The sequence below is a fragment of the Flagellimonas sp. genome, assembly GCF_965222555.1.
In the GTDB taxonomy this organism is placed as follows: domain Bacteria; phylum Bacteroidota; class Bacteroidia; order Flavobacteriales; family Flavobacteriaceae; genus Flagellimonas.
In genome coordinates, this window is record NZ_CBDCUG010000001.1 from 204,284 (window position 1) to 216,964 (window position 12,681).

Genomic DNA, 12,681 nt, shown 5'->3' on the forward strand with positions numbered 1-12,681 from the left:
TAATCTATATATTTCTCTCCGTCCGTTTTTTATTTATTCAATAGTTGTACAAATCACAAAATCATGAAAGTCCTAAAATTTGGTGGCACTTCAGTCGCCAATCCAGAGAATATAAATCGAGTAAAAGCAATTGTCCAAGACGCAGGATCCAAAAAAGTGGCCGTAGTGGTATCCGCTTTTGGAGGAATCACCGATTTGCTGCTCAATACGGCATCCTTGGCCGCCAACCAAGACCTCAAATACAAGGAAAGTCTTGCTGAAATTGAGAACAGACACATCTCAACCATAAAAGAACTTATCCCTGTTCAAAAACAAAGTGGAATTTTAAGTAAGGTAAAGAGCGACTTAAACGTGCTGGAAACTTTGCTGGAAGGCGCTTTTTTAATTGGGGAAATCACACCAAAACTTTCAGATAAAATCGTTAGCTACGGGGAATTGCTCTCCTCTTTTATTATTAGCGAGTTCTTTAAAGCCGAAGGCCTTGATGCAACTTTTAAAGACAGTCGCGAGCTTATTATTACCGATGAAAACTATGGAAAGGCAGCCGTTGACTTCAAAAAAACAAATCAGCAGTGCAACGCTTTTTTTAAGGCAGACAAACACAAAACATTCGTCTTACCCGGATTTGTGGCATCAAGTTCTGAGGGTAATTCCACAACTTTGGGAAGAGGAGGCTCCGATTACACAGCGGCCATCATAGCCGCAGCTGAAAATGCGGACATTCTGGAAATATGGACCGATGTAAGCGGCATGTATACTGCTAATCCCAAACTGGTAAAGCAGGCCAAATGTGTGGCCAATATCAGCTACGAAGAGGCCATGGAACTTTCACATTTTGGCGCAAAGGTATTGTACCCTCCTACCATCCAACCTATTCTCAACAAAGAGATTCCCATCGTCATCAAAAACACCTTTCAACCTGAAGATGCCGGAACTTACATTGCCAAAAGCAACAATGGTAACGGAAAAACGGTAAGGGGTATTAGTCACGTTGGGAATATTAGTCTTCTCTCACTTGAAGGGCCTGGAATGATTGGGATTCCCGGAATTTCAAAACGCTTTTTTGAAACCTTGTCCTTTGAGGACATTAGCGTTGTATTGATTACCCAAGCTTCATCGGAACACTCCATCTGTGTTGGAATTTCGGATGATGATGTTGAAAAAGCAGTAACAGCGGTAAACGAAGCTTTTAATTATGAGATAGCCAGTGGCAAGATAAAACCTGTTATCGTTGAGAAAGAGCTTGCCATTGTTGCCCTCGTGGGCGATAATATGAAGAGTCATCAGGGGCTTAGTGGTAAAATGTTCAGTACGCTTGGTAAAAACAATGTGAATATACGTGCCATTGCACAAGGGGCTTCGGAACGAAATATTTCTGCAGTAATTAAAAAAGAGGATGTAAAAAAAGCACTGAATTCCCTCCACGAAGCATTTTTTGAAGAAAACATCAAACAGCTTAACCTTTATGTCATGGGTGTTGGTAATGTCGGCTCTAAATTTCTAGGGCAGATTCAACAGCAAAATGCCTATCTCAAAGAAGAATTGAAGCTCAATGTAAGGGTCATTGGTATCAGTAATTCCAGAACCATGGGTTTTGATGAGAATGGAATTGACCTGGATAATTGGCAAACGACTTTGACCAATGGTGAAAAAGCCGATAAAAAGAAGTTTTACCAAATGGTAAAACAATTCAACTTCAGGAACAGTGTTTTTGTGGACAACACCGCTAGTGAGGAAGTTTCGCAAAGCTATCCAGATTATCTAAAAAACAGCATCTCTGTGGTGACCTGCAACAAAATTGCATGTTCATCCAATTATGAATTTTACAAAGACCTAAAACAGCTGGCAAAAAAATACAATGCTCCTTTCTTGTTTGAGACCAATGTAGGTGCCGGACTTCCCATTATCGATACACTTAAACATTTGATTGCGTCCGGGGATAAGGTCAAAAAGATTCAGGCGGTATTATCCGGAAGTCTAAACTTTGTATTCAACAATTTTGATGACTCCACTACCTTCCACGATGTGGTAAAACAGGCACAGGAAGAAGGTTATACAGAACCGGATCCTACCATCGACCTAAGTGGAATCGATGTTATGCGAAAAATCCTTATTCTGGCCAGGGAAAGTGGAAATCAGTTGGATATTGAACAGATTGAAAATGAATCCTTCGTGCCCAAAGAAAGTCTGGAAACCAATTCCAACGAAGCCTTTTTTGAATCTTTGGTGAAATATGAAACTGATTTTCAGAAAATATATAAAGAAGCTTCCGAAGCAGATAGCAAACTGAAATATGTAGCCCAATTTGAGGACGGAAAAGCCAAGGTCGGACTTCAAAAAATACCAAAGGGACATGATTTTTACAATCTGGAAGGGAGCGATAATATTGTACTTTTCTTTACAGAGCGTTATCCCAACCAGCCTTTGATTATAAAAGGTGCTGGTGCTGGTGCCGAAGTCACCGCTTCAGGTATCTTTGCTGATATTATACGAATTGGAAACTTTTAATATGGAAGAAATAAAAGTTTTTTGCCCGGCTACCATCGCCAATGTGTCCTGTGGATTTGATGTCCTTGGACTGGCATTGGATGCGGTTGGAGATGAAATGATTGTTCGGAAAACAGCGGAAAAGGGAATCACTATCACCAAAATAATAGGCCAGAACCTTCCTCTGGAAACCTCCAAAAATGTATCCGGAGTTGCAGGCTTGGCTTTCTTGGAAAAAAGTGATTACGATGGTGGTTTTGAGATTGAAATCCACAAAAACATAAAGCCAGGTAGTGGTATTGGTAGTAGTGCCGCCAGTTCAGCCGGAGCCGTTTGGGCCATGAACGAACTGTTAGGGAAACCTTTTTCCAATCTTGAGTTGGTCCAATTTGCCATGCAAGGTGAAAAATTGGCCAGTGATGTAGCCCATGCCGACAATGTGGCTCCTGCCATTTATGGTGGTTTTACCTTGGTAAGAAGTTATGATCCGTTGGACATAGTCCCGATTCCAACTCCAAACGAGCTTTGCGCCACTGTGATTCATCCCCAAATTGAGGTAAAAACCTCAGATTCCAGAAAAATATTGAAAACCAATATCACCTTGGAAAAAGGGATTCAGCAATGGGGCAATGTAGGTGGACTTATTGCCGGACTTTTCCAATCCGATTACGAGCTAATAGGACGTTCATTACAAGATCATATCGTGGAGCCCATTAGGTCGATATTGATTCCGGGTTTTGATGAGTTAAAATCAAGTGCTATAAGTGCCGGTGCTCTGGGCGGTGGAATTTCAGGTTCTGGCCCCTCTATTTTTGCATTGAGCAAAGGAATGGATACCGCACAAAAAGTAGCAGATTCCATAAAAAAAACATATCAAAACATTGGAATACCGTTTGAAATCCATGTTTCCAAAGTCAACACCCAAGGGGTAAAACCACTATAACATCCCATGAAGTTTTACAGTTTAAACAACCAAAACATACAGGCTTCTTTTAAAGAAGCCGTTATTGCCGGAATAGCTCCGGACAAAGGATTGTATTTTCCAGAAAGGATTGATCCCCTTCCCAAGGAGTTTTTTGACAATATCACTTCGCTTTCAAACCATGAGATTGCCTTTAGGGCGATTCAACAATTTGTGGAAGGTGAAATTCCCGATGCTGTTTTAAAGGAAATCATTCAAAATGTATTGGACTTTGATTTTCCAGTGGTGGAAATCGAGGATAATATTGCCACCCTTGAACTTTTCCATGGTCCAACCATGGCTTTTAAAGATGTTGGGGCACGATTCATGGCCAATTGCTTGGGCTATTTTTCCCTCGGAGAAAAAAATGAGGTCGCCGTTTTGGTGGCTACTTCGGGAGATACTGGCGGGGCCGTTGCCAATGGGTTTTTAGGTGTGGAAGGCGTAAACGTTGTTATCCTCTATCCTAGTGGAAAGGTAAGCGACATACAAGAAAAGCAATTGACCACTTTGGGACAGAATATTGTGGCCATGGAAGTCAACGGGACTTTTGACGATTGCCAGCGTATGGTAAAGACTGCTTTTTTGGACATTGAAATTACGAGTCAAAAGAAATTGACCTCCGCCAATAGTATCAATATTGCCAGATGGCTCCCCCAATTGTTCTACTTTTTGTTTGCGTACAAACAGGCCAAATCCAAAGGAAAGGAAATTGTTTTCTCGGTGCCTTCAGGTAATTTTGGAAACATTTGTGCCGGAATGGTCGCCCAAAAGTTGGGCATGCCCGTAAATCAGTTTGTTGCCGCTACCAATGCCAATAAGGTAGTTCCCAATTTTATGGAAAAAGGGGTATATGAGCCCATGCCATCGGTAGCTACCATATCCAACGCCATGGATGTTGGCGATCCAAGCAACTTTGTCCGAATCAGGCATTTGTACCAAGACAATTTTTCAAGCTTAAAAGACAATCTTTCCTCCTATTCCTTTTCAGATGCGGAGACCAAATCGGCCATGAAAGCCATTCACTCCAAAACCAGGTATGTAGCCGACCCCCACGGTGCAGTGGGTTATTTGGGATTGAAAGAACATCAAAAATCGCATCCCAATACCTATGGTATTTTCCTGGAAACTGCGCACCCGGTCAAATTTTTGGATGTGGTGGAGGAAACTTTGGAACTATCACCAGAAATCCCTCCGCAAATTCAAAAAGTGATGGGAAAAGAAAAAAAATCAAATAAAATATCCACCTACGAAGAGTTAAAATCCTATCTCTTGGGCAGTTAGCCAACTGAGATTTCAAGTTGAACCATTTTGTTCAAAATATTGAAGGTAATAGCACTACATCTTGGTCTAATTCAATAAATTTACCCGCACAAACTGAACAATATGAAATCTACTGCTTTAAGTGAGACCCACATTGCCCTAGGCGCAAAAATGGTTCCTTTTGCAGGCTATAACATGCCTGTTTCCTATGAAGGTGTCAATATTGAACATGAAACGGTACGGAATGCCGTTGGTATTTTTGATGTTTCACATATGGGGGAATTTTTGATTGAAGGGCCAAAGGCTTTGGACCTGATTCAAAAGGTAACTTCCAATGATGCCACTAAACTAACCGTTGGCAAGGCGCAATATAGTTGTCTCCCCAATGAAACAGGAGGTATTGTGGACGACTTGATCGTATATCGCATAAAAGAGGAAACCTACCTTTTGGTAGTGAACGCTTCCAACATTGAAAAAGACTGGAACCATATTTCAAAATATAACGACGCCATTGGAGCTGTAATGAAAGATATCTCTGAGGATTATTCCCTGCTCGCCATTCAAGGCCCTAAAGCAGTGGAAGCCATGCGATCGCTTTCCTCCGTAGACCTTTCAGAAATCAAATTCTACAACTTTGTTGTAGGAGATTTTGCTGGAATTGAGCATGTTATCATTTCAGCAACTGGCTATACCGGTTCAGGCGGATTCGAAATCTATTGCAAAAACTCAGAGGTAAAACAAGTTTGGGACAAGGTACTGGAAGCGGGTGCCGATTTTGGCATTAAACCTATTGGTTTAGCCGCTAGGGATACCTTGCGTTTGGAAATGGGCTATTGCCTCTACGGTAACGATATTGATGATACCACCTCTCCTTTTGAAGCCGGGTTGGGTTGGGTGACCAAATTCACTAAGGATTTTGTGAACAGTGAGGCCTTGGCCAAACAAAAAGAAGAAGGGGCCAAAAGAAAATTGGTAGCATTTCAATTGGAGGAAAGAGGGATTCCCAGAAAGGATTATGCAATTTTGGACAATGATGGAAATGAAATTGGGGTGGTAACCTCAGGAACCATGTCTCCTTCACTTTCAAAAGGAATTGGACTGGGCTATGTAACCGTTGAAAATGCCAAGGTGGACAACACGGTTTTCATTCAGATAAGAAAAAGCCAAGTGCCAGCAACCTTGGTAAAGTTGCCATTTTATAAAGTATAATGCTGGATTATTCACCCATTGTAGACAAAATTGTCAAAGAGGCAAAACAACAGGCCGACAAGGGTGAGGTAGCAAGCTATATTCCCGAACTTTCCTGTGTGGATTCCAATAAGTTCGGGATTTCCATTTTGGATAAAAATGGAAAGGGATTTCATGCCGGGGATTCGGGCGAACAATTTTCAATTCAAAGTATTTCCAAAGTACTGTCTCTCGCAATGGCCTATTCATTGATGGACGAAGAACTATGGAAACGTGTGGATGTAGAGCCTTCGGGAGATCCCTTCAACCATTTGTCCCTTTTGGAAATGGAGAACGGCATACCCAGAAATCCATTGATAAACGCCGGGGCAATTGTGATTTGTGATATTTTGGTTTCCAACTTGAAAAACCCCAAATCCGATTTTCTAACCTATGTTCAAACTATTGCCAATGACCCAACCATTGCATATGATCAAAAGGTTGCCGAATCTGAAAAAAGGACCGGTTTTAGAAATTATGCCGCGGCCTATTTGATCAAGTCCTTCGGAAATCTTGAAAACGATGTGGAAACTGTTCTTGACTTTTATTTTCATTCTTGCTCCCTGAGCATGTCATGTGAACAGCTAACGAAGGCATTTTACATTTTTATGAACAGGGGAAATTGCCTTAAGAACAACAATTACCTGAATTTGTCCCAGGTAAAGCGAATAAATGCTATCATGCTTACCTGCGGATTCTATGATGAGGCGGGGGAATTTGCCTTTGAAGTGGGACTACCGGGCAAAAGTGGCGTTGGAGGCGGTATTGTGGCCTTGTTGCCCAATCAATTTTGCGTTGCCACCTGGTCACCCGGATTAAACAAAAAAGGAAACTCAAAGTTGGGCATGTTGGCTTTGGAAAAACTCACGACCGAAACGGGTCTGTCTATATTTTAGCTGTTTGGATAAAAAAAAGATATTAATACTTGGGGCAAGTGGGTTTATTGGCAATGCCATCTACAAAGAACTCTGCAACTATTTCAACACCTACGGTACATATTGCCATAGCACGGTTTATAGTGATAACGGGCAATTTTTTCGATATGATATGCGGGAGGATGACATTGTCAGACTGTTGGAAAACCTGCGTCCCGATTTTATCATATCGGCCCTTCGTGGTGAATTTGGGGCACAAGTACAGGCCCACCAACATCTGATGGAATATCTTAATAAAAATGAGGCCAAACTATACTTCATTTCTTCGGCCAATGTTTTTGATGCCTACAGCAAATTCCCATCGTATGAGTTTGACAAAACACTCTCAGAAAGCGTTTATGGAAGGCTCAAAATAAAGGTGGAGAACATGATGATGCGCTTGCCCAAGAAGAAAGCGGCCATATTACGTATTCCGATGGTCTTTGGAAATACATCCCCACGAATCAAGGAGATAAAAACCTTGTTAGAGGCTAATGAGCCAATCGAGGTATTTCCCAACCTCATCATCAATGTGACCAATGATGACCGATTGACCCAACAAATCCATTATTTGATCAACAGGGACAAAACCGGCATTTTCCATTTGGGAAGCAAGGATTTGATCCAGCACGAGGAGTTCATCAAAGAGGTCATTAAACAAATGGGGAACTTCCATCCCATTCTAAAGCGGGTTTTTACCACCAACGAAAACCGTTATTTGGCCGCACTGCCCAAACACAACAAATTGCCTAAAAATCTGAGGATAAAATACCAAGAGATCATAGATCATCACATTCCGGTTGATTAATTTTAAATGCTGATATAGGATTTCAGGTATTAGACAAATGATTACCGTTTTCAATAAAGGCACGCAAAAATGGAAGTATTTGGAAGCCAATTCAAAAATCATAACCACAGTTTATGGGCTTGAATCGTCTATGGATTTAATGAAATACCTTAAATAATAGTGAATCAAAATCCACTGGCCTGTGAGCAGTAGCAACAAAGTTTAAACCTTACCTTATCCTTTTTATCGGTTTTATGCCCGGTTTGGGTATAAAAGCAACCTTTGATCTCGGGGCGAATCTTTAAGAAAAACAGCATAATGAAAAAATTGATTCTAACGTTGTTGATTTTTAATTTGATTTTATCCTGCTCCAATGACAACTGGGATAGTGCTGACCCTCCCGAGGGGCAGTTTAGATTGGTAGAGAGAATCTGTTTTTGTGGGCCTCCAGAAGAAGGTTCCATAGAATATTGGACATTCGATTTAGAAGCAAACTTACTGACAATAAGAATTGTTGATAGCGAGGGGCAGGTCATAGAGTCTAGGGAATTATACTATGGCAGAAAAGAATCCAATATACTGATTGGGGAGGGGGGCGAATTTGTGCAAAAAAGGGAGGGTTCACTTCTGGTACTAACCTTGCTTGATGATCCTGGTATTGCAGACGACGAATTGGTCATAAAGCTGGCTTATCAATAAAAAGCATTCTCATATACAATGAAAATAAAATTTATAATCACATTGGTATTTGCCCTTTCCTATTTCCAGTGTTTTACGCAAACCGGAGATGGTTCTGAACAATACCAAATCTTAACCTATGGTTTGCAATCTGGGATTGACGATGCACAAGCTATTGTAAATCAAAAATGGAACATTGAAATAGTTCCTGTTGCTGGCTGCAGAGTTACCAGAAAATTGATTGATAGTGTAAAAACCCACAACATCGCAACTTGGAAGCTAATAGAAACTGAGAAAAAAGTTCAGAACCCTAAACTGGTTTATAAAAAGGATATTTATGAGACTAGGCAAAGCTTGGAAAAAATAAAGCTGTTGGCCTATGAAAATGAGACCCTAAACGGGATATGGAAGAATTTAAAAAACAAACCAGCTGATTATTTGGTTTTTGAAGACCCTCAGTTTATTTCAAAATCAAAATACGCCGTTACCGTAAAAAAGCGAAAAAGAAAAATGGATGGCAAATCCAAACATAAAAGCTATGAACTAGTTGTTAACCTTTCCTCTGAATCGTTGACAATCAAAGAATGATATTAAAGTGTCCATATTTCATCGGCTATTAGGTAGAGCGTTCAAACCTTCAAATAAACGACAACCTTTTTCCTCTGCTTTATGACAGTTAAATTGATATAAAGATGTATTTTATATCGGTAACAAAAACAAAGCGGAAAACATGGCAAATTACATAGACGGATTCGTACTTCCCGTACCACTGCATCATCTGGATGAATACAAGCGCGTAGCAGAAACAGTGGCAAAAGTTTGGAAGGAACATGGCGCACTGGCCTACTTTGAGTATGTTGGTGAGGATTTAAAATTGGAAGGCACACGCTCTTTCCCTGAACTTTTGAATGCAAAAGAAGATGAAGCAATTGTATTTGGCTGGGTCGTATTTGAATCTAAAGCGGCACGTGACCTAGCAAATGAACGGGTAGCAGCTGACCCAAGAATGCCAGATTTAATTGTTCCGTTGACCAATCCATCAAAAATGATTTTTGATGCCAAGCGAATGGCATACGGAGGGTTTCAGCCACTTGTTCAATAACAGTATTGCCAAATAACTTAGTAAATTCAAATAGGAGCCCCGATATGCGAGTTTGTATGAGCGGAACAGAAAAACAAGATTGCTAACTTAAGGAGGTCCTATATCAAGTAATAAATTGCTATAACTTTGTCCTTGAGCATTTTAGAGTCTTTTAAAGTTCCTATCTTTAAATAAATGTCTTTTGAGTGCTTAAATCTTCATTCGCAATATTGTTTTTTTTATCGCTGAGCTTTTCGTTTGGACAATCCAGGATTGACAGCCTTGAACAAAAACTCCGTAAAGAAAAAGTGGATTCGCTCAGATTCAATCTATTGGTAGAGCTTTTCGACGAACTTCGATATGAAAATCCAGACAAGGCATTGGAATATGTATCGGAGGCCATTCGGATTTCTTCCAGAATTGAGCGCAAAAAATATAAAGTAATTGCCTTAAATACCTATGCCGACCTTTTAAACGCACAAGCCCATAATGATTCGGCGATCACCTTCTTTAAAGAAGCCTTGACACTTGCAGATAAAATCAATTATGACAACGGAAGGGGAACCGCTCTTTTAGGTCTAGGGAACACCTATTTGAGCAAAGGGAATATAAAAAAAGCAAAAGAGTACCATAAAAAAAATATAGCATTTTCCGAAAAAACCGGAGATTATGAAGGGGCAGCAAGCTCCTACAATAATCTGGGCAATATCTACAATGAAACCGGAGAGTATGCAAAAGCGATGGAAAATTATACCCTCGCCTCCACCAAAAACATTGCAATCAACAATGAAAAGAATGCTGGTATTGCAATGGCCAACATAGGTCTCATTCACCAAAAACTAAATAATTATGATGAAGCCATCCATTACTACCAAAAAAGCGATAGCCTCTTCAAAAAGTTTGATTTTTTACCAGGTCGCGCTTTCGTTTTAAAAAATCTAGGAGTTGTCTGCAAAAATCAGGGTGACCTAGGTGCCGCATTGGATTTGTACAATGATGCGCTCAAGAATTATGAAAGAATGGGCCTAAAAAGAGAAATGGGGCAAGTGCTTGAAAATATCGGAAACATATATTTTGAGGAAGGACATTTTAATAAGGCCGTTGGACATTATCGGCAATCTTTGGTTATAGCCAACACCATGAAAGATTCCATCAGTATTGCTATGGCAAGCCAGGCATTGGCCAATGGGTTCCTAAAACTGAAGGAATTGGACAGCGCAGAGGTTCATTCAAAAATTGCCATCAGTCTTGCAAAAGCCACCGGTGTAAATCTTACGGCCATGGACGGGCATAAGACCTTGGCAGAGGTATATTACGATAAGTCTGATTTTCACAAGGCATATGACAATCTGTACCAACATAAATTACTTCGGGACAGTCTTTATACCATTGAAAAACGTGATCTGGCTGAAGAAATAGAAGCTAAATATCAAAATCAGCAAAAGACAAAGGAAATTGCCCTGCTTACCTCTGAAAAAGAACTACAAACACTTCAGCTAAATAAGCGGGAGAATGAGCGCAATGCCATTATTGTCTTTGCAATACTCGCCATAATACTAGCATTTTTACTTTACAACCTGTACCGAATCAAGAAAAAATCCAACAGGGAACTTCAAAGAGTTGGATCAGGCGAAGTCCAACTTTTTTGCCAATATATCCCACGAATTTAGAACTCCTTTGACCTTAATCAAAGGTCCTATCGAATATGTGGAACAAAATCCAGAGGAACAGTTGACAAGAAACCACATTAAAATGATACGTCGTAACACCAATAAGGTCTTGGGGCTTGTCAACCAACTTCTGGACCTCTCCAAAATAGATCAGAAACGTTTGCAGCTTAAAACCACGGAAGGGGACATTTTTAGGTGTCTTCGGGTTGCGGCTGCCTCATTTAACTCTCTAGCAGCACAAAGACGTATTGAATTTAGGGTGGATATTCCATCAGGTTGTCTCTGGACTGCTTTTGACAGGGATAAGCTTGAGAAAATAGTGTACAATTTGCTTAGCAACGCCTTCAAATTTAGTGATGATCAAGAAATGATATCGATGAGGGCCAGTTTTGTTGAGCATGAGCTTCGAATTGAAGTTTCAGATACAGGAAGAGGTATCTCAAATGAAAGTTTACCCTATGTTTTTGATCGTTTTTATCAAGAAGATAGCGGTACAACCAAGGACAAGGAGGGAGCTGGCATCGGATTAGCCTTGTCAAGAGATCTTGTAGAATTAATGGACGGTACCATAACCGTCTCCAGTGAATTGGGAAAGGGCACCTTTTTTACCGTTCATTTGCCCATTGAGGAAATTAAGACCATTCAACCAGGAGAAAAAGAGTATAAGGAAGCTAACACGGTGGAACTGCCAAAAACCTTTGATTTTGAAAAATTGGACGAGCGGAATCTTCCAAGGGTACTTCTTGTGGAGGATAATGAGGATATGAGAACTTTTATAATGGACCATTTAAATAACTATTATAGTCTTATAAAAGCCACTAACGGTGAGGAGGGGCTAAAAAAAGCCACTTCCAAAGTACCCGACTTGATCATCACTGATTTGATGATGCCCAAAATGGATGGTATTGAACTCTGCAAAAATTTAAAAACCAATATTGCCACAAGTCATATCCCTGTAATCATGCTTACCGCCAAGGCAGGGATGGAGAACAAAATCCAAGGCCTCGAAACTGGTGCCGATGATTATCTCACCAAACCCTTTGATGCCCGTGAACTTTTGGTACGCACCTCCAATCTTATAGCGCAACGCCGTAAACTTCGGGAGCATTTTGCAAATAAGGATTTTCAGATACAACCCAATAGAATTGCCGTCACTTCCCTTGATCAGAAGTTCCTGGAACGGGTATTGAAATTATTGGAGCAACAATACACCAACAGTGATTTTGGAGCTGCCGATATGCAAAATACCTTAGGTATGAGCAAATCTCAACTTCATCGTAAAATGAAAGCATTGACCAATGAGTCACCGGGGGAGTTGCTTCGCAACTTTAGGCTTAAAAGAGCCGCCCAACTACTTTCACAAGAAGCAGATACCGTAACCCAAATCGCCTATAAGGTCGGATTCAATGATCTTTCATATTTCACCAAATGCTTTAAAGCTCTTCATGGTGTGCTACCTTCAGCTTATAACGGATAGAAATTTCTGGTCTTCTTTTGTCAAAAAACTTCGTTTTTCCATAAAAATTTTAAAATTTGAGACCATACTCCTACGTAATGGGACATATGTCCTAGTCGCCAGAAAGTTGCCTTCCTAGTTTTGAAAGCAGTTGGTA

At 40.4% G+C, this 12,681-nt stretch carries 11 protein-coding genes; all 11 read left to right on the forward strand.

Features of this window, described 5'->3' with window-relative positions:
- The first annotated feature begins 63 nt into the window (after positions 1 to 63).
- The gene (gene thrA / locus ACOQO1_RS00805; RefSeq protein WP_420600968.1) at positions 64 to 2,508 is read left to right on the forward strand and encodes a bifunctional aspartate kinase/homoserine dehydrogenase I; all 2,445 of its coding nucleotides are present in this window, start codon (positions 64 to 66) and stop codon (positions 2,506 to 2,508) included.
- 1 nt (position 2,509) lies between these two features.
- Entirely contained in the window at positions 2,510 to 3,430 is a 921-nt protein-coding gene (locus ACOQO1_RS00810) for a homoserine kinase (protein ID WP_420600969.1), read from the forward strand.
- Between the two features lie 6 nt (positions 3,431 to 3,436).
- A complete protein-coding gene (gene thrC, locus ACOQO1_RS00815) occupies positions 3,437 to 4,732 on the forward strand; it encodes a threonine synthase (protein WP_420600970.1) in 1,296 nt (431 codons plus the stop codon).
- A 102-nt stretch (positions 4,733 to 4,834) separates the two neighbouring features.
- Entirely contained in the window at positions 4,835 to 5,920 is a 1,086-nt protein-coding gene (gene gcvT, locus ACOQO1_RS00820) for a glycine cleavage system aminomethyltransferase GcvT (RefSeq protein WP_420600971.1), read from the forward strand.
- The gene (locus tag ACOQO1_RS00825; protein ID WP_420600972.1) at positions 5,920 to 6,834 is read left to right on the forward strand and encodes a glutaminase; all 915 of its coding nucleotides are present in this window, start codon (positions 5,920 to 5,922) and stop codon (positions 6,832 to 6,834) included. Before gcvT ends, ACOQO1_RS00825 begins: the two co-directional genes overlap by 1 nt.
- A gap of 4 nt (positions 6,835 to 6,838) precedes the next feature.
- Positions 6,839 to 7,660: a sugar nucleotide-binding protein gene (locus ACOQO1_RS00830; protein WP_420600973.1), complete on the forward strand. Its 822-nt coding sequence runs from the start codon at positions 6,839 to 6,841 to the stop codon at positions 7,658 to 7,660.
- Positions 7,661 to 7,957: 297 nt separating this feature from the next.
- A complete protein-coding gene (locus tag ACOQO1_RS00835) occupies positions 7,958 to 8,338 on the forward strand; it encodes a hypothetical protein (protein WP_420600974.1) in 381 nt (126 codons plus the stop codon).
- Between the two features lie 18 nt (positions 8,339 to 8,356).
- A complete protein-coding gene (locus ACOQO1_RS00840; RefSeq protein WP_420600975.1) occupies positions 8,357 to 8,905 on the forward strand; it encodes a hypothetical protein in 549 nt (182 codons plus the stop codon).
- Positions 8,906 to 9,047: 142 nt separating this feature from the next.
- The gene (locus ACOQO1_RS00845; RefSeq protein WP_420600976.1) at positions 9,048 to 9,419 is read left to right on the forward strand and encodes a DUF1428 domain-containing protein; all 372 of its coding nucleotides are present in this window, start codon (positions 9,048 to 9,050) and stop codon (positions 9,417 to 9,419) included.
- Between the two features lie 287 nt (positions 9,420 to 9,706).
- Positions 9,707 to 11,068 (forward strand): tetratricopeptide repeat protein, encoded by a 1,362-nt coding sequence (locus tag ACOQO1_RS00850; RefSeq protein ID WP_420600977.1) that lies wholly within the window; start codon positions 9,707 to 9,709, stop codon positions 11,066 to 11,068.
- Positions 11,069 to 11,075: 7 nt separating this feature from the next.
- Entirely contained in the window at positions 11,076 to 12,545 is a 1,470-nt protein-coding gene (locus ACOQO1_RS00855; protein ID WP_420600978.1) for an ATP-binding protein, read from the forward strand.
- The last annotated feature ends 136 nt before the right edge of the window (positions 12,546 to 12,681 follow it).

Excerpts from the sequence above, each read along its gene's own strand:
- thrA (WP_420600968.1), top strand. The coding sequence starts at position 64 with ATGAAAGTCCTAAAATTTGGTGGCACTTCAGTCGCCAATCCAGAGAAT.
- ACOQO1_RS00845 (WP_420600976.1), top strand. The coding sequence starts at position 9,048 with ATGGCAAATTACATAGACGGATTCGTACTTCCCGTACCACTGCATCAT.
- ACOQO1_RS00840 (WP_420600975.1), top strand. The coding sequence starts at position 8,357 with ATGAAAATAAAATTTATAATCACATTGGTATTTGCCCTTTCCTATTTC.
- ACOQO1_RS00810 (WP_420600969.1), top strand. The coding sequence starts at position 2,510 with ATGGAAGAAATAAAAGTTTTTTGCCCGGCTACCATCGCCAATGTGTCC.
- thrC (WP_420600970.1), top strand. The coding sequence starts at position 3,437 with ATGAAGTTTTACAGTTTAAACAACCAAAACATACAGGCTTCTTTTAAA.
- ACOQO1_RS00825 (WP_420600972.1), top strand. The coding sequence starts at position 5,920 with ATGCTGGATTATTCACCCATTGTAGACAAAATTGTCAAAGAGGCAAAA.
- gcvT (WP_420600971.1), top strand. The coding sequence starts at position 4,835 with ATGAAATCTACTGCTTTAAGTGAGACCCACATTGCCCTAGGCGCAAAA.
- ACOQO1_RS00835 (WP_420600974.1), top strand. The coding sequence starts at position 7,958 with ATGAAAAAATTGATTCTAACGTTGTTGATTTTTAATTTGATTTTATCC.